This window comes from Streptomyces sp. NPDC048352, assembly GCF_040651895.1.
GTDB lineage: Bacteria > Actinomycetota > Actinomycetes > Streptomycetales > Streptomycetaceae > Streptomyces.
In genome coordinates, this window is sequence record NZ_JBEZKZ010000111.1 from 1 (window position 1) to 16,881 (window position 16,881).

The 16,881-nt window shown below is 74.0% G+C and carries 16 protein-coding genes and 1 pseudogene; 5 read left to right on the top strand and 12 right to left on the bottom strand.

Annotation, left to right across the window (positions count from 1 at the left end):
- Positions 1-492, top strand: a pseudogene (locus AB0D45_RS32570) (hypothetical protein); the annotation flags it as partial.
- 173 nt (positions 493-665) lie between these two features.
- Here AB0D45_RS32570 and AB0D45_RS32575 read toward each other — a convergent pair.
- The 12 genes from AB0D45_RS32575 to AB0D45_RS32630 form a co-directional block, all read right to left on the bottom strand.
- Positions 666-2,072, bottom strand: a complete 1,407-nt coding sequence (locus AB0D45_RS32575) for an ATP-binding cassette domain-containing protein (protein WP_362465855.1) — start codon at positions 2,070-2,072, stop codon at positions 666-668.
- On the bottom strand, positions 2,056-2,883 hold the full coding sequence (locus AB0D45_RS32580; protein WP_362465858.1) for an ABC transporter permease subunit: 828 nt from the start codon (positions 2,881-2,883) through the stop codon (positions 2,056-2,058). The genes AB0D45_RS32575 and AB0D45_RS32580 overlap by 17 nt, the downstream gene beginning before the upstream one ends.
- Entirely contained in the window at positions 2,880-3,827 is a 948-nt protein-coding gene (locus AB0D45_RS32585; protein ID WP_362465861.1) for an ABC transporter permease, read from the bottom strand. Before AB0D45_RS32585 ends, AB0D45_RS32580 begins: the two co-directional genes overlap by 4 nt.
- Complete coding sequence (locus AB0D45_RS32590; RefSeq protein ID WP_362465864.1) at positions 3,824-5,395, bottom strand: ABC transporter substrate-binding protein; 1,572 nt, start codon at positions 5,393-5,395, stop codon at positions 3,824-3,826. The genes AB0D45_RS32585 and AB0D45_RS32590 overlap by 4 nt, the downstream gene beginning before the upstream one ends.
- Positions 5,392-6,225: a class I SAM-dependent methyltransferase gene (locus AB0D45_RS32595; protein WP_362465867.1), complete on the bottom strand. Its 834-nt coding sequence runs from the start codon at positions 6,223-6,225 to the stop codon at positions 5,392-5,394. Before AB0D45_RS32595 ends, AB0D45_RS32590 begins: the two co-directional genes overlap by 4 nt.
- Positions 6,222-7,475: an MFS transporter gene (locus AB0D45_RS32600; protein WP_362465869.1), complete on the bottom strand. Its 1,254-nt coding sequence runs from the start codon at positions 7,473-7,475 to the stop codon at positions 6,222-6,224. Before AB0D45_RS32600 ends, AB0D45_RS32595 begins: the two co-directional genes overlap by 4 nt.
- Positions 7,472-8,536, bottom strand: a complete 1,065-nt coding sequence (locus tag AB0D45_RS32605) for a dipeptide epimerase (RefSeq protein WP_362465872.1) — start codon at positions 8,534-8,536, stop codon at positions 7,472-7,474. Before AB0D45_RS32605 ends, AB0D45_RS32600 begins: the two co-directional genes overlap by 4 nt.
- A complete protein-coding gene (locus AB0D45_RS32610; RefSeq protein ID WP_362465873.1) occupies positions 8,533-9,675 on the bottom strand; it encodes a pyridoxal-phosphate dependent enzyme in 1,143 nt (380 codons plus the stop codon). Before AB0D45_RS32610 ends, AB0D45_RS32605 begins: the two co-directional genes overlap by 4 nt.
- Complete coding sequence (locus AB0D45_RS32615) at positions 9,672-10,457, bottom strand: DUF364 domain-containing protein (RefSeq protein WP_362465894.1); 786 nt, start codon at positions 10,455-10,457, stop codon at positions 9,672-9,674. Before AB0D45_RS32615 ends, AB0D45_RS32610 begins: the two co-directional genes overlap by 4 nt.
- A gap of 98 nt (positions 10,458-10,555) precedes the next feature.
- Positions 10,556-11,830 carry an ATP-grasp domain-containing protein gene (locus tag AB0D45_RS32620; RefSeq protein ID WP_362465876.1) on the bottom strand — a complete coding sequence of 425 codons (1,275 nt, stop codon included), beginning with the start codon at positions 11,828-11,830 and terminating at the stop codon, positions 10,556-10,558.
- A 225-nt stretch (positions 11,831-12,055) separates the two neighbouring features.
- Positions 12,056-12,619 (bottom strand): DM13 domain-containing protein, encoded by a 564-nt coding sequence (locus tag AB0D45_RS32625; RefSeq protein ID WP_362465879.1) that lies wholly within the window; start codon positions 12,617-12,619, stop codon positions 12,056-12,058.
- A gap of 180 nt (positions 12,620-12,799) precedes the next feature.
- Complete coding sequence (locus AB0D45_RS32630; RefSeq protein ID WP_362465882.1) at positions 12,800-13,297, bottom strand: vanadium-dependent haloperoxidase; 498 nt, start codon at positions 13,295-13,297, stop codon at positions 12,800-12,802.
- A 941-nt stretch (positions 13,298-14,238) separates the two neighbouring features.
- On the opposite strand from AB0D45_RS32630, the gene AB0D45_RS32635 reads away from it, so the two are divergent.
- The 4 genes from AB0D45_RS32635 to AB0D45_RS32650 all read left to right on the top strand — a co-directional run.
- Positions 14,239-15,441 (top strand): acyl-CoA dehydrogenase, encoded by a 1,203-nt coding sequence (locus AB0D45_RS32635; RefSeq protein ID WP_362465885.1) that lies wholly within the window; start codon positions 14,239-14,241, stop codon positions 15,439-15,441.
- A 77-nt stretch (positions 15,442-15,518) separates the two neighbouring features.
- Complete coding sequence (locus tag AB0D45_RS32640) at positions 15,519-15,977, top strand: Rrf2 family transcriptional regulator (protein ID WP_361608719.1); 459 nt, start codon at positions 15,519-15,521, stop codon at positions 15,975-15,977.
- Positions 15,978-16,076: 99 nt separating this feature from the next.
- A complete protein-coding gene (locus AB0D45_RS32645; RefSeq protein WP_362465888.1) occupies positions 16,077-16,226 on the top strand; it encodes a putative leader peptide in 150 nt (49 codons plus the stop codon).
- A gap of 281 nt (positions 16,227-16,507) precedes the next feature.
- Positions 16,508-16,881 (top strand): ABC transporter substrate-binding protein (locus tag AB0D45_RS32650; protein ID WP_362465891.1); only part of this gene is annotated, 374 nt, incomplete at its 3' end.

The following is a 16,881-nucleotide window of genomic DNA, read 5'->3' on the forward strand; positions in this document are numbered from 1 at the left end:
TGGACCGACCACGGAGGCAACGGCCTCAAGCGCGTCACCAGCACGACCACCACCGACCACGTCAACCACATCTACGCCATCGACACCAACGACCAAATCCTCGAACTGGACGCCAACTACACGACCGGCCGCTGGAGCGGATGGGGCGCCGCCGGTCCCCCGGGAGGCTTCCAGGGGGTCGACATCACCGCATCCGCCACCGACAACACCGTGCACCTCGGAGCCATCGGCCGCGACGGGAACTGGTACAACACCGACGGCGACTTCGACCAAGGGTTCTGGAACGGCTGGTGGAGCGGCGGCGGCGGCAACCTCAAGCGCCTGACCTCCGCCGCGGCCAACAACGTGAACCACGTCTTCGCCGTACGAGCCGACGACTCCATCATCGAACGCGACGGTGATTACAGTGCGGGCCGGTGGAACGACTGGGCCACCCCCGCCGGAGGCGGCGAAGCCGTCACCCTGACCGCTTCTTTCACCCTGGCGCCGTAGCCGGTAGTGCCCCGGGGGGGCGGAGGGGCCCGCCGCCCGGCGCGCAGGGTTGGAGTGCGATCCATTCCTGACCTCGTTCAGGCCGTCCCACAGCGGCTCGGCGCCGGGGCTCGATGTAGCCGCCGACACGGGCCGGCGTGAGCGGGCGGGTCGGTCGGTCGGGGCGGCGGTGTCTACCCGCAGGTGATCAGGCGGCCGGCGTCCAGGACCGCGGTGCGGTCGGCCAGGGTGTCGGCCGCCGCCCGGTCGTGGGTGATGAACACCAGGCCGAGTCCCGTCCGGTCGCGGAGTCCGGCCAGGTGGGCGAGGATCACGTCGCGGGTCGTGGGGTCGAGGCCCGAGGTGATCTCGTCGCAGACCAGGACCTCGGGTTCGGCGAGCAGGGCGCGGGCCAGGGCGGCGCGCTGGAGTTCGCCGCCGGACAGAGCGCCGGGGCGGCGCAGCGCGAGGTCCTCGGGGAGTCCGAGCTCCGCCAGCGTGCGTACGGCTGCCCGGCGGGCCGCGTCCGGGTCGGCGCCGCGCAGCCGGACGGCCGTGCGGGCCACCTGGCCGAGGACCGGCCGGTGCTCGTCGAAGGCCGCCTTGGCGTCCTGGAACACGTACTGCACGGCGGCCAGTTCCGCGCGGTCGCGGTCGCGGAGGCTGCGCGGCAGCCTGGCCCCGTCGAGCAGGACCGCGCCGTCGTACGCGGGGTGCAGTCCGGCCAGGCAGCGGCCCAGGGTCGTCTTCCCGCCGCCGGAGCGGCCGGTCACGGCCAGGCACTCCCCCGGCGCCACGGACACCGTGACACCGTGCAGCACGGGTACGGTTCCGCGCGCGGTCCGGTGCCGGGCGGTCACGCCCCGCGCCTCCAAGCGCGTCCCGCCGGACCGTGGGGCGGTCCGCGGTGCGGGGGGCACGGGCCGCGGGAGGGCGGGCAGCACCGCGTCGGCCGGTGCCCGGTCCACGACCCGGCCGGCCCTCAGCAGGACGGCTTCGTCGGCCAACTCCCGTACGGCGTCCCAGTCATGGCTGAGCAGGACCACCGCGACGCCCTGCCCGGCGGCGTCGGCCAGCGCCTGGACGACGCCCTGTCGGGTGGCCGGGTCCTGGCCCGTGGTGGGTTCGTCGGCGACGATCAGCCCGGCCCCCAGCAGGAGTGCCTGTGCGAGGACGACCCGCTGCTGCTGTCCGCCGGAGAGCTGGTGCGGGTAGCGGCGCAGCACCATCGCGGGGTCGGGCAGCTGGGCCAGGCGCAGGGCGTCCTCGACGCGGTCGCGGATCTGGCGGCGGGTTCCGCCCGTCAGGGCTGCGACGTCCCGCAGGAGGGCTCCGGCGCGGCGGGCGGGGTTGAGGACGGCAGCCGGGTGCTGGGGCACGTAGCCGACGGCGCCGGGCCCGGGGGTGCGGATCCGGCCGCCGACCCGGGCGCCGGGCGGGAACTCGCCGAGCAGGGCGCGTCCCGTGGTGGTCTTGCCGCTGCCCGAGGGCCCGACGAGGGCCGTGATCCGGCCGGCGCGAGCCGTGAGGCTCACCCCGTCGACGAGGGTCACGCCTGCCACCTCGACGCGCAGTCCGTCCACTTCAGCGACCGGATCCATCCACGGCCTCCTTTCCCTTCGGCCTTCGCGGTCTGCGCAGGGCGGCGTCGAAGAGCAGGTTGGTGCCCGTCGAGAGGGCCGCGATGAGGAGGGCCGGCACCACGACGGCCCACGGCTGGAGGAACAGACCCGTGCGGTTGCGGTCCACCATCACCGCCCAGTCGGCGGCGTCCGGCTCGACCCCGATCCCGAGGAACGCGGCCGTGGCCACCAGGTAGAGGGCGCCCGTCAGCCGGATCCCCGCATCGGCGGCGAGAGTGCGGCGCATGGAGCGGGCCACGTAGCCGAACGCCGTACGCCACCAGGACTCGCCCTGCATCCGCAGCGCCTCGACGGCGGGCCGGGAGGCGGTCTCGGCCGCCGCCGCGTGCACGATCCGTGCGGCGTCGGGGACGGCGGCCAGCCCGACCAGGGCCGCCAGTCCGGCGGGCCCCGGGGTGAGGGTCGCCGCCACCAGCAGCACCAGCAGGAGCGACGGCACGGCGATCAGTACGTCGAGGGGCCGCATGAGGGCGTCCTCCAGCCAGGCGCGGTGGGTGAGTGCGGCGGTCAGCCCGAGCGGTACGGCCACCAGGTAGGCGAGGACGGTGGCGGCCAGCGCCACGAGGACCACGGAGCGGCCGCCGAGCAGGACCTGCCGCCAGACGTCCCGGCCGCTGAAGTCGGTGCCCAGCCAGTGCCCGGCGCCCGAGGCGAAGGAGACGGACCGGGGCCCCGCGGGTCCGGCGAACAGGGGTCCGAGGGCGGCCGGCAGCAGGGCGACGGCGATGAGCGCCACGGCGAGCGCGTACCTGGGCACGTCGCGCCTCATGCGGCCGTCACCGCCCGGGGGGCGAACCGGCGGGCTACGAGGTCGGCGCCCAGGTTGGCCAGGACGGTGACCACGCCGAAGACGACGGCCATGCCCTGGACGACGGGCACGTCCCGGGCGGCGACGGCGTCGACGAGCACGGTCCCCAGGCCCGGGATGACGAAGAGGGCCTCGACGACGATGACCCCGCTCAGCAGCCAGTCGCAGGTCCGGGCCAGTTGCTGGGCGGCCGGGGCGACGGCGCCCGGCAGGGCGTGCGTCCAGCGGACTCGCGCGCCGCCGACGCCGTACCGCAGGGCCTGGGCGACGTACGGCGAGGCCATCGCGTCGATCATCCCGGCCCGCACCAGGCGGCTGAGGGTGCACAGGGGCCGGGAGACCAGTACGAGGACGGGCAGGACGAGTACGGCCGGCTCGGCCAGCGGGTCCGCTCCGACGGCGGTGGGCGGCAGCCAGCCCAGCCACAGCCCGAACAGGGTGGCCAGCAGCACACCGAGGGCGAATTCGGGTACGGAGTGCACGGTCAGGGTCAGGGCGCTGAGGGTACGGTCCAGCGGGCCGCCCTCGCGGCGGGCGCTCAGCATGCCGAGGCCGGCCGACAGCGGCAGCCGCACGAGGAGGGTGGCGCATGCGAGCAGCACGGTGGGGCCGAGGCCGCCGGACAGGTGGGCGGAGACGGGCCGCCCGCTGACCAGGGAGGTGCCGAGGTCGCCGTGGAGGAGTCCGCCGGCCCAGTCCAGGAAGCGTTCGGCGGCCGGCCGGTCCAGGGCCAGGGCCGCGCGGATCCGGGCGATGCGTTCGGCGTCGGGCTGGTCGCCGGCCAGGGCGACGGCCGCGTCCCCGGGCAGGGCTTCGGTGAGCACGAACACGAACAGGACGACGGCCGCCGTCTGCCCGACGCCGAGGAGCAGGCGGCGGCCGGCCCAGGTGAGCCGTCCCGTCACGCGAGCCAGACCCTGTCGAAGCGGGCCCAGTCGAGGGTGTTGGCGGGGGCCTGCGCGGAGACGCCGTGCACGGTGGGTGCGGTGGCGACGATCCAGTCGGAGAAGCCCCAGATCAGGAAGCCGCCCTCGTCGTGCAGGCGGCGCTGCATCCGCTCGTAGAGGGCGGCCCGCTCCTGCTCGTCGCGGGTGGACTGGGCCTGCTGGTACAGGTCGTCGAAGTCCTTGTGCCGCCACTTGGTGGCGTTGGTGGTGGACCCGCTGAGCAGCCGCTGCGAGACGTGGGACTCGATGGGCATGGACCCCGACCGGTAGGAGGCGAAGGTCCCGTTGTCCAGGATGTCCTTCCAGTACGTGTCCTTGTTGCCGACCTTCACCTCGACGGTGACCCCGGCCTTGGCGGCCTGCTCCTTGAAGATCCCGGCGGCCTCGATGAAGCCGGTGGCGGCGGGGGCGGTGTCGAGGGTGACCCTGAGGTGCTCGGCGCCGGCCTCCTTCAGGAGGGCGCGGGCCCGGTCGAGGTCCCGGGTGCGCTGCGGCAGGCCGGAGGCGTAGTACCGGTAGCCCTTGCCGAAGAGGTCGTTCCCGATCTCGCCGGCGCCGGAGAGGGCGCCGTCGACGAGTTCCCGGCGGTCGGCGATGAGGAAGAACGCCTGACGGACCCGCTTGTCGTCGAAGGGCGGCCGGTCGGTCTTCATCACGAAGCCCTGCATGGAGCTGCCGGGCAGCCGGATGACCTCGATCCTCCCCTTGCCCTCGTGGGTGCGGGCGGTGGCGGGGCTGAGCTCGTGGGCGTACTGGACCTGGCCGCCCAGCAGCGCGGTGACGCGGGCGGACTCCTCCGAGGCGACGAGGAACTCGACCCGGTCGAGAGGGGGTGCGCCCTCCCAGTAGGCGTCGTTCCGCTTGACCAGCAGCGACGTGCCGGGGGTGAAGGAGCCGAAGGTGAACGGGCCGGAGCCGACCGGCCGGTCGAAGGAGGTGGTGCCCTCGGGAACGATGTGGGCGCCGAACGCGGCGAGCACGTTGGGGAATTCCGCGTACGGGCGCTTCAGCCTGAACTCGACGGTGGCGGCGTCCACGGCCCGGCTCGCGTGGAGGTCGATGGGCTCGAGCGAGGCCTTGGCGCGGAAGGTGCCCTCGGGGTCGGCGATCCGGCGGTAGCTGTAGAGGACGTCCTGGGCGGTGACCGGGCGGCCGTCGTGGAAGGACGCCTTACGGAGGGTGATCGTCCAGGTGTCGAGGGCGGCGTTGGGCTCCCACCGCTCGGCGAGCCGCGGTACGGGGGCGAGGTCGGAGCCGAAGTCGGCGAGCTTGTCGTAGAGGGCCTTAGCGCGGGCGGCGTCGACGAACAGGTTGGCGGCGTGCGGGTCGAGGGTCTCGCCCGCACCGCCGCCCGCGAAGACGGCGCGCAGGGTGCCGCCGCGCCGGGGGGTGCCGGCTTCGCCGGGGTTCTCGGCGTCGGCGGTCTGCCCGGTGTCGCCGGCGCAGCCGCCGACGAGGGCGGCGGTGGCCGTGGCGGTGGCCAGGAGGAAGCCTCGACGGGCGAGGCCGGAGCGGGGGCTGTTCACGGTGTGGTGTCTCCGTTGCTGTGCTCGGGGTGCGTCTGGTGGGCGAGGCGGGCGACGAGGTGCAGGCGGTCGGAGCTCGTGGTGCCGTGCGGGCAGTCGCCTTCGCGCCACGGGGGGTCGGTGCGCGGGCCGGGGCCGTCGTGCAGAGCCAGTACCTCGAAGCCGGCAGCGGTGAGGAAGTACCGCAGTTCCTGGGGGAACAGCAGCCGCCAGGCGGAGTGCTGCTCCCGCTCCTCCTCGGACGGGCCGCCGTCTTCCGCGTTCCAGGTGCGCCGGCGGCGCAGCAGTTGTGCGCCGTGGTCGATCCACAGGGTGGTGCGGGAGGTGTACGTGGTGCCGTGCCAGTCGAAGGAGGCGGTGCGCGGTCCGTCGAGGGACTCGGTGTTGCCGAGGAAGTAGGACCCGTTGCGCATCTCGGCGACGAGCAGCCCGCCGGGTGCCAGGTGGCGGCGGCAGGCGGCGAGGCACGCGGTGAGGTCGTCGTTGGTGTGGCAGTACAGCAGGGCGCTGTCCAGGCACAGGACGGCGTCGAAGGTGCGGCCGAGGGCGAAGTCCCGCAGGTCGGCGCGGTGGTAGTCCGGGCCGGGGTGCCGGCGGCGGGCGTGGTCGAGCATGGCCGCGGCGGTGTCGATGCCGGTGACGCGGCGCCCCGCGTGCCGGTGCAGCCAGGCGGCGTCCCGGCCGGTGCCGCAGCCGATGTCCAGGACCCGGGGCCCCGCCCCGTACCGGCGCAGGGTGTCCTCGGCCCAGCGTGCGGCGAGGCGGTCGGGGTCGGGGAAGCGCTCTTCGTAGAGCTCGGGGTGGTCGGTGAGGAGGTTGCCGGTGCTCATCGGGCCCCGCTCGGGGAGGGCTGGGGGTACGGGGCGTTGGGCAGGGAGCGGCGGCGGTGCAGCATCGTGACGGCGGCCGCCGAGGCGAGGCCGAGGGTCGTGCAGCAGGCGTACGGGAGCCACGCCGGTCCGCCGTCGGCGGCGGTGTCCATCGCCCAGCCGACACCGGTGCCGGCGCCCGCGGCGGCCACGCCGGACACGGCGTAGAACAGGCCGTAGGAGGTGCCGGTGAGTTCGGCGCGGCCGAATGCGGGGACGAGCTCCAGGACGAACGGCTGGGCGGTCATCAAGCCGAGGTGCAGCAACAGGGCCCCGGCCAGGACCGGCAGCAGCCGCGCCGGGTGCTCCCCTGCGGCGCCCGCCGCGTACATCGGCGGCAGGAAGCCGAGGGCGCTGACGGCGAGCCCGGCGGCGATCCAGCGGCCGCGGCCGCCGCCGCGTGCGCACAGCCGGCGGGTGAGGCGGAGCTGGAACAGGAGGTTGGCGAGCGTCCCGGCGGCGAACAGCAGCCCGACGGCACCCGCCCAACCGGTGGCGTGCCGTGCGGCGTGCGGGAGCAGCAGGTAGAGCTGGCTCTCCATGCCGTACATGCCGACCATGGCCAGGGCGAAGGCCGCGAAGCGGCGGTTGCCCGCCACCTCCCGCCAGTCGCCGAGAACGGAGCCGGCGGGCCGCGGCACCGCGCGGGCGGGCAGGGCGGCGGCCTGCGCGAGGGTGAGCAGGGCGAACACGCCCGCCGCGGTGAGCGCCGCCGCCCGGAAGCCGCCGAACAGCAGGAGGCCGCCCAGCAGCGGCCCGAGCAGCGCGCCGGCGGTGGCGAACACGTTGAACAGGGCGAACGCCTCGGCCTTGTGCTCCCCCGCCTCCTGGGCGACGTAGGTCCGTACGGCCGGGTTGAACAGGGCGCCGGCCAGCCCGCTCAGCACCGAGGCGGCGATCAGTACGGGCAGCGCGTCGCCCAGGGCGAACAGGGCGAAGCCGAGGGTGCGCAGTCCGCAGCCCGCGATGATCACGCCGCGGGCCCCGAGGCGGTCGGCGGCTGAGCCACCGATCAGGAACAGCCCCTGCTGGCTGAGGTTGCGCAGGCCCAGGACCAGGCCGACCAGCGCCGCCGACAGCCCGAGGTCGTCGGTGAGGTGGGTGGCCAGGTACGGGATGAGCAGGTAGAAGCCCGTGTTGACGCCGAGCTGGTTGACCAGCAGGAGCCGTACGGCCGGCGGGAAGCCGCGCACCGCTGCGAGGGTGCTCACCGTGCGGCTCCCCCGGGTATGGCGGCGCGGGGCACGACTCCCAGGCCGCCGCGCGGGGCGGGGCGTACGGTGCCGTCGGCGCCGCCGATCCCGGCCCACGGGTCGTGGGCGAGGAGCAGGTGGCCGTCGAGGTCGACCCAGCGGGCCCGGTCGACGAGGTGGACGGCGGGGGCGATGCCCAGCGAACTGGCCGTCAGGCAGCCCAGCATGAGGTCGGTGCCGCTGCCGTGCAGCGCGGCGTGGATGCGCAGCGCGGCGCGCACGCCGCCGCACTTGGCGAGCTTGACGTTGACGCCGTGGACCCGGCCGGCGAGGGCCGCGGCGTCCTCGTACGAGACGGCGTCCTCGTCGGCGATCACCGGGATCGGGGAGGCGGCCGCGACCCGGGCCAGGACCTCGGGCCGGCCGGCCGCGACGGGCTGCTCCACGGCGGTGACGCCGAGGGCGGCGAAGCGGGGCAGCAGGGCGTGGGCGCGGTCTTCGGTCCAGGCTCCGTTGGGGTCGAGCAGCAGGTCGGCGCCGGGCGCTCCTTCGCGGACGGCCTCGACGCGTGCGAGGTCTTCGGCCGGGTCGGGGGACCCCGCCTTGACCTTCAGGACGGTGAACCCGGCTGCGGCGAGCCGGCCGGCCTGGCCGGCGGCGGCGGTGGGCGGGACGATACCGATGGTGCGGGCCGTGGCCGCCGACGGGGGCACGGGGTTGCCGAGGAGCCGGTGGGCGGGTTCACCCGCCCGCTTGCCGGTGAGGTCCAGTACGGCCGCCTCGACCGCGGCGAGGACTCCGGCGGGCAGTCCGGCGCCGACGGGTCCGGCCGGGGCGAGCTCGGCCCAGGCGGTCTCGGGGTCCGGCAGGCGCTCGATCTCCGGGCGTACGGCGCTCAGGTGGCGCAGGACGCGCTCGGTGGGCAGCCTGAGGTAGGCGCTGCTGACGGCCTCCCCCCAACCGCACAGCCCCTCGTGCCCAAGGGTGACCCGGACGGCGTCGCGGCGGGCCATCACGGAGCGGGAGATGCGCAGCGGCTCCGCCAGTTCCAGCGAGGCGGTGTGCCAGGTGAGTCTCATGCGGCGCCTCCGGGGGCCGGATCGTGAGCAGCGGGGGACGCGCTGCGGGGCGCGGCGAGCGGTGCGGCGACGGGGTCGCGGACGGTGCGGCAGCGGGCCCAGCCGAGGGCCTCTGCCGCGCCCGGGTGCGGGATCTCCAGCGGGCGGCGGGCCGGGACCGTGGTCGTCAGTCCGTGGGCGAGGCAGAAGTCGTCGTCGTAGACGGTGCCGAGGTAGCGGTGCGGGCCGTCGGGGAAGACGGTGGCGACGACGGCTCCCGGCTCGGCCCGGGCCGCCCACGCGGAGACGAGGGCGACGGCGCCGGTGCTCCAGCCGCCGCTGACGAAGCTGCCGCGAGCGAGCCGCCGGCAGGCGTCGACGGCTTCGGCGGGTCCCACCCAGTGCACCTCGTCGAACGCACCGTGGCGGACGTTGGCGGGGTGGATGCTGCTGCCCAGTCCGCGCATCAGGCGCGGCCGCGCGGGCTGGCCGAAGATGGCGGAGCCGACGGAGTCGACGCCGATCACCTTCAGCCGGGGCCACCGACGGCGCAGCGGGCCGGCCAGTCCGGCGCTGTGCCCGCCGGTGCCCACGCTGCACACCAGCACGTCCACGTGGTCGAGCTGGCCGATCAGCTCCGCTGCCATCGACCGGTAACCGGCGGGGTTGTCCGGGTTGTTGTACTGATCGGGCCAGTAGGCCCCCTCGGTCCGGTCCAGGACCTCGCGCAGCCGGGCGATGCGCGCGGCCTGCCATCCGCCGTGCGCGGCCGGGCGGTCGACGAGCTCCAGGCGGGCGCCGTGGGCGCGCAGCAACTGCCGCATCGACGGTTCGAGTTCGGTGTCGCCGACGAGGATGACGGGGTGGCCGAGGGCCTGTCCGGCGAAGGCCAGCCCGACGCCCATGGTGCCGGAGGTGGACTCCACCACCGGGGCGCCGGGGCGCAGCTCACCGCGCCGGCGGGCGCCGGTCAGCATGGACATCGCCGCGCGGGCCTTCATCCCGCCGGCGCCGAGGCCTTCGAGCTTGGCCCAGAACCCGGGATGGGGGTGGGGCAGGTCGGTGTGGATGCGGGCGACGGGCGTGCGCCCCAGCAGGGACGAGAGGCCGGGGTCGGCGGCAGCGGCGTCCGGCCTGTGTATGGAGGGTGCGAGGGTCACGGACGGCCTCCGTAGCGGTGGATGACGCCGGGGCCGCCGTCGAGCCAGAAGAACGGGTACGGCTCGGCGGACACGGCGCTCACCCCGGCTCCGAGGAATCGGGGCAGGACGGCGCTGCCGGTCTGGGCGAACATCACGAGGGGTCTGCCGGTGGCGGCGGCGTGGTCGAGCAGGCCCTGGAAGGTGCCGTTGCCGAGGGTCATGCCGGAGGCGAGGATCGCCCCGCAGCGCTCCAGCCCGGCGGCCGTGCCGGTCAGGACGGGCTCGCCCCACTCGGTGGTACCGCCCTTGAGGTCGCATGCCAGGTAGTCCAGGCCCCGCGAACGCAGCTGCTCCAGCAACGAGTTGACGACTCCCACCACCAGGACCGGGCGGCGCTCGGCGGACCGGGAGACCTCGGCCGACACCAGGTCGACGACGGCGCGGGCCCGTGCCCGCGAACGGCACAGCGAACCGCCGGCCGGCAGGGGGTACGGGCGGGCGCCGTGGTCCGGCGTGTGCGGGCGGACGTGCCCCAGGTAGGCGTCGAGGGCCGCGATCCGCACGGGCAGGAGCGGGTGACCGAGGAGGTCGGCGACGGTGGCCCCCACGCAGTCGTCGAGGGCGTCGGCGGACAGTGCTCCGGGCTCCACGGCGCAGGACCCGACGGCCGCGTCGAGGCGCAGGCTCAACACCTCGTTGCGGTACCCGCTGCTCCGCCCTTCGTGGCGGACGGCCTGGACGGTGGTGAAGGCGAGCGAGATCCGCCGGCGGGCGGGATCGGGACCGTACGCACCGGCCAGGACCGCTCCGAAGAGCTGGTCGACGGTCCGGACGGCGGGGTCGGCAGGCGGGCGCCCGCCCACCGGGATCGTTGCGGGTGTGCGCAGGGCCGGCAGGGTCACGCGGGCACCGCCGGGGAGGTCTCGTAGCGGGGACGCAGCCCGGCCAGCAGCCGCTCGGCTGCGGCGCGGGCGCCGCCGCCCCCGGTGTCGACGGTCATGACGTGCCCGAGGTACTCGTTGTTGCTGGTGGCGGCCCGCACAGTGCGGCCGGGTCCGGCGAGGGCGAGCTCGCGCACCTCGGGGCGGGCGCGGACGGACTCCGCCCCCTCGATGCCGGCGAGGGTGCCGGCGCTGTCGGGCAGGAGGAAGGCGATGGCGGCGCTGCGCACTCCGGTCGGTCGCGGTGCGAGGCCGGGAACGCGGCCGAGGGCGACGTCCACGCAGGCGGCGACCAGGTCCACGCCCGTGACGTGGCGGACCAGTTCGGTGATGCGGTTGCCGGCCGGGCGGGGGTTGACCTCGACCACCCGGGGTCCGTCGGGGGTCAGTTTGATCTCGGTGTGGCAGACCACCTGGTCCAGGCCCAGCGCCTCGACCGCCCGCAGCGCGGTCCCGGCGGCCTCCTGCGCCAGGGCCTCCTCCAGGCCGGCGGGGAACATGTGACCGGTCTCGATGAAGGCGGGCGCCCCCGCGATGCTCTTGTCGGTGACGCCGACGACGTGGGTGGCGCCGCCGAACGAGACGGTCTCGACGCTGACTTCGGGGCCGTGGAGCAGCTCCTCGAGCAGGATGACGGGGGCGCGGTCCTGCCCGCGCGCATTGACCGGGAACGCCGCGAGGGCCTGGCAGGCGCGTTCCAGTTCGTGCTCGTCGCGCACCGCGCGGACCAGCATCCCCGCACACAGGTCCACCGGCTTCACGACGAGCGGGTAGCCGATCCCGCGGGCGGCGGCCGCCGCCTCCCCGGCACCCTCGCAGAGGGCGAACCGGGGCCCCGGCACGCCGGCTCCGGCCAGGATCCGGCGCGTCAGATCCTTGCGGCAGGCGGCCTCGACGGACTCCGGGGCGGGCCCCGGCAGGCCGAGACGGCGGGCGGCGCGGGCGACGGCCGGGAGGTAGTAGTCGCACGAGGAGATCACCCCGTCGAAGCCGAGGACGGCGTGCAGGCCCTCGAGCCGCGCGAGCAGGGCGTCCGTGTCGTTGGTGTCCGCCGTGATGACGTTGCGGGCCGCGAGCAGCGGGTGCGGCCCCTCGCCCTCGGGGGCCGAGCGCAGGTAGTGGTGCAGATCCCGGGTGACGAAGGTGAACTCGTGCCCTTCTTCGCGGATGGCCCTGGGCAGCAGCCCGCTCATCGACCCCACCCAGCTTTCGATCACCAGCAGATGTCCCACCGGACTTCCTCCCAAGACTGCCGTCGGCTCTGTGCGACGCCGACGTTATCTGAAATCGTTTTCATTTCCAATAGGAGGTCCTGGTGGCCCGCGCGGCCACCACGGCCACCACGGCCACCACGGCCCCAAAACGCAGACGGAGGCCGTCCTCTCACGGATGAGAGAACGGCCTCCATCTGCGTTTTCCGCTCGGCCGGGATCAACACCGCGCCGGGCTGGGAGGGTTCAAGCCCTGGTCAGCTCCGCCGCGCCGAAGGAGACGTTGAACCGGTCGCACCAGATGGTGACGCTGGTGTAGTCCGCGACGTTCACGTCGGCGGGGATCTCGTAGTTCTGGTCGCCCTTGTTGCCCTTGAGCTTGCCCAGGCTGACGTGCTTGCCGTCGTCGAAGACACCCCAGCCGTCCGCACCTTCCTTCACGGGGGCGTCGGTGAGCCATACGCGCAGGTCGGGACCGTTGCTGGTGTCCAGGTTCGCCAGCCTCAGGGTCCGGGAGCCACCCGGCAGCCGGATGAGTTCCACGGTGCCCGTGGTGGCGTGTTCGTGGCTGATCAGGGATCCCCGGGCCAGGGTCTGCGGTCCGGCGGGGGCCGGAGGGGGACTCGCGGGGGCCTGCGCCGGCGAGGAAGCAGCAGGTGGGGCGGCCCGGGCCGTCGGCGGGGCCTCGCTGACCCGGTCGTCCTGCCAGAGCTTCCACGGCTGGAACCAGTACAGCCCGGCGCCCAGCACCGCCACTGTCGTCACCGCCGCCCCGGCGATCAGCCGTCCACGCCGCCTGCTGTCGTCCACTACCGCTCCCTCTCACCGTCCGGGACCTGCCCCGCACGTGCATTCAACGCGCTCAGGCGGCTGCCCACCATGCCGGATGGGATGACGGTTCCCTTACGTCCGGCCCCCTCCTTCGCCGGCGCGCCGCAAGCCCCACGGCGGCCGCGGGGGCGGGGTACGGGCCCGCCCCCGCAGGGCGCGCTACAGGGTGCGGAGCTGGGTGGTGAACACCTGGTTCGCGACCTGTTCGCCGAGGGTGAGGCCGTCGGTGGCGTCCCACGGGAAGTGGACACCGAGCCAGATCCGGCTGTCGGCGTCCTCCTTCGCGGCAGCACTGAAGCTGGTGAAGTGCCGGGTCTTGACCGGGGCGAGCGGCTCGTCGGTGGTGAGGTCGAAGGCGAGGTCGTCACTGCCGAAGTACCGCTTCATCACTCCGGCCCAGGCGGCGCCGAAGGAGGCGTGGCCGGAGACGTAGGCGGGGAAGCAGGGGCTGACGTTGACGCCGGCGTTGTTCTTCAGGAGCGGTTTCCACTGCGGGTCGAGGCCGCCCTCGCGGATCGCGGAGACCGGGCGCCACAGGTCGATCGGGGTGGCGAACTTCGCATCGCGGACGGCTATGCCGGTGTCGGCGAGCGCGATCGAGACGAGCGCGAAGAGCCGGGCGTTCTGGTAGACGGTGAGCCCTCGCGCCTTGGACACCTCCCGTGTGGCCTGGAGCGATGACCCGTTCCTCCTCGTCGGGCCCCTCGGCGATGCCGGCGTAGTTCTCGGCCGTGATGTAGGCGGCGGAGGTCATCCGCCCCTTCCACTTGAGCTGGTACGAGCTCTCCGCGTCGTAGATCGCGGCGTTCATCATCGCCGCCGCCCGCGCCATCGGCACGGGCCCGCCGCCCGTCCTGCGGAAGGCCTCCTGCAGCACGTCGTTCCAGTAGTGCACCGGGTCTGCGATCGACTGGGCCGGCAGCGCGGCCTGCGCGGGCGCCGGAGTGAGGGCGAGGATCGACCCGGTCGATGCGAGAACCGCGGTGGCGGCCAGGGCGCGGCGCCAGGCCGCGGTACGTCGTGCGGTGGTGCGGATGTTTGCGGACATGCCGGAATTCCCCCTGCTCAGAGGCCTGTTGGTCATCACCGGGATGGTGGGGAGTGATCGTGGCCCAGGGGCGGCCGACGTTCTTGTAGAAATCGGCGGTGCGCGGCGGAATGGCCTGTGCCGGGCCGTCGCACGGCTGGAAGCCGCCTTCGCCTCGGCCTCTCGTCCACCCGCCGGCTACCGGAATTCGATCGTCGGCATGCAGGGCTGTGCCGCAACCGCCCTGTCCACCCGAACGACCCGGCAGCTCAGAGTTCGAGACGGGCGTGCCCACTATCCGGTCAAGCCCTTGCTGAGGGATACGACATCGGACAGTATTCCTATTAATCCGATCGGAAAGGGAGGGATCCCGGGGGGACTCGCCAGGGGAGGTTCGCGACTCCTGGCGTGCCACGGACCCCTGCTACGCCACCCCTACCTCCCGGCGACCGGCCGAGGCCAACACCAACGTTCCGGAGTAGCCCGACATGACCACCGCCGTTCCGTATGGCCCCGGGGTCCGCCCAGCCCCCACCCCTTCCCCCGGCACCCCGGTCCGTCGGTGACGCCCGTGCCGACGACACCGATCACGGTCGGCGCCCGGTCAGCCGAGGAGCAGCGCCACGCGATTCTGCGGGCCGGTTGCGACGTGGCGGACGACCTCGCCGCGGACGCCATCGCCCGCGACCAGGCCGGCCTGCCGCCGATCGACGAGAAGGCGCGGCTGCACGAGGCCGGCCTACTGGCGGCTCTCACCCCGCCCGGCCCTGGCCGCGGGGTGGACTGGCTCACCGGATGCGCCGTCATACGGGCGGTCGCCGCGGCGGACAGCTCCGTCGGCGCCCTGCTGGCCCGTCATTACGTCCACGCCTGGAGCGGACGCTTCTACTCGAATCACCATCAGGCGACCGCGCTCGAAGAGGAGTCACTGCGCAAGCAGTGGCTGTGGACGGGCGCAGTCCGCACTCCTGCACCTGACGAGGACACGAACGCGCCGGACCTCACCCTGCGGCCGCGCGACACCGGCTACCTCCTGAGCGGACGCCGGTCGGTGGACACGGCGGTGACCGTCGCCGACCAGATCGTGCTGGACGCCGTCTGCACCGTGACCGGCGAGATCCTGGTCGTACGAATCCCCCGCAGCGCGCGGGGCGTGACCGTCGAACCCGCCCGCGACCGCCTCGGCCAGCGCGTCGCCGGCGCGGGCGAGGTCGTCCTGGACCGCGTCACCGTCACGCCCGGGCAGCTGCTGGGACGCCGGCCGCATGACGAGGAGTCGGCCGCGCCCTTCACCGCGCTCGCCGAGCCGGCGCTCCGGCTCGCCCTGTGCCACGTCGCCCTGGGGATCGTCGAGGGCGCCCTGACCGAGGCCCGCGACCTCAGCAGGGGCGGCCACGCACACCGCCTGCCCGGTGAGGACCCGGACCTCCTGCTGACGTACGGGGAACTCGCCTCCGCCGCGCAGACGGCCACCGCTGTCGTCCACCGGGCGACGGCAGTGACGGGGCGGGCCCTCGACGCGGGTTCCCACCTCGATGCCGAAGAACCCGCGAGCGTCGCCGCACTGGTCGCCACGGCCGAGACCGTGACGTCCAAGGCCGCCCTGGAGATCACCACGCGGGTACTGGAACTGGCCGACGCCCCGGGCCTGGACCGCTTCTGGCGCAACGCGCGTGCCCTGACCGCCCACCACCCGGTCACGCGCCGTCTGCGCTCCATCGGCGAGCACTACCTCAACGGCTCCCACCGCGCAGTGGCAGCGGCCTTCCACTGAGGCGAGGCACCGCCGGGGACGGTGCCGTACCGATCGGCTGACAAACGCAGGCCGGAGCCGTGCGGGATAATGTGCCCATGCGGATCTCAGCCAGGGCAGACTACGCGGTACGTGCTGCGCTGCAGCTCGCGGCGGCACAGGAGGGCGGGCCGGTGAAAGCCGAAGCCATCGCCGACGCCCAGGACATCCCGCACAAGTTCCTCGAAGGCATCCTGAACGACATGCGCCGGGGCGGTCTCGTACTCAGCCAGCGCGGCGGCAACGGCGGCTACCGACTGGCCAAGCCCGCCGAGTCCATCAGCATCGCGGATGTCATCCGCGTCGTGGACGGACCGCTCGTCTCGGTGCGCGGGGTCCGGCCCCCGGACCTGTCCTACACCGGGCCTGCCGAGTCGCTGCTCCCCTTGTGGATCGCGCTGCGGTCCAACGTGCGGGAGATCCTCGAGGGTGTGACGCTCGCCGACGTCGCATCGTCCCACCTGCCCGCCGAGGTGTCCGCGCTGACCGAGACTCCCCGCGCCTGGATCAATCCCTAACCACCCGCCACCCCCGGCCAGCTGCGCTTTCTCACTGGCCAAGACAGGTCCGTCCGCCATGTGGGCGGCCTCTTGGGGCCGACGGCACCGTCTGCCAAGATGCCTACCAAGCCGGTGGGAAAACTAGGGATCAAGGAGGTGGCCGTCGTGAGCACATCGCCCCGCGCAGGCCATCTGCCGACCCTTCTCACCACCCGCCGACACATCGACCTGGTCCGTACGTCCAGCTCCATCTGTCACGCTTCCTGACACCCTCTCCGTAGTCAGGCTCCGCGCGAAGCGCACGGCTGTGCACGTGCCACGCCGCGCTCCGTCTGCCGCCGGCCCGGGCCCCCTCGGCCGGCCTCGCCGCCCCGCAGGACCTTCGCCGGCCCTCCGCCCCGCGGCATCGCGACACCCTTTCGCTTCGGCCTACAACGGCAAGCCCGTCCCCGACGGCCGGGAGCGGATGCCCTGCGCACCGACCGCCCCGACGTCGCGTCGTCTCCCCCGCGCCTCCTCGAACACCCCACCCGTGAAAGGACACCTCCGTGTCTGCCGCAAGACCGCTCACCCTCCTGCGCACCATCGCCGTCACAGCGACGCTTCCTGTCCTCCTCACGGCCTGCGGCTACGGATCCGAGGCGAAGAAGGAGGACGACAAGACCAATGCCGCGACCACCGGCGACAAGAAGCTGTCGGCCTCCGAGGTCCGGATCGGGTACTTCCCGAACCTGACCCACGCGACCGCCCTGGTCGGCCTCCAGGAAGGCCTGATCGAGAAGGAACTGAACGGCACCAAGGTCAAGCCGCAGTCCTTCAACGCCGGTCCGTCCGAGATCGAAGCCCTCAACGGCGGCTCTCTCGACATCGGCTTCATCGGCCCCTCGCCGTCGATCAACGGCTACGTGAAGTCCAAGGGCTC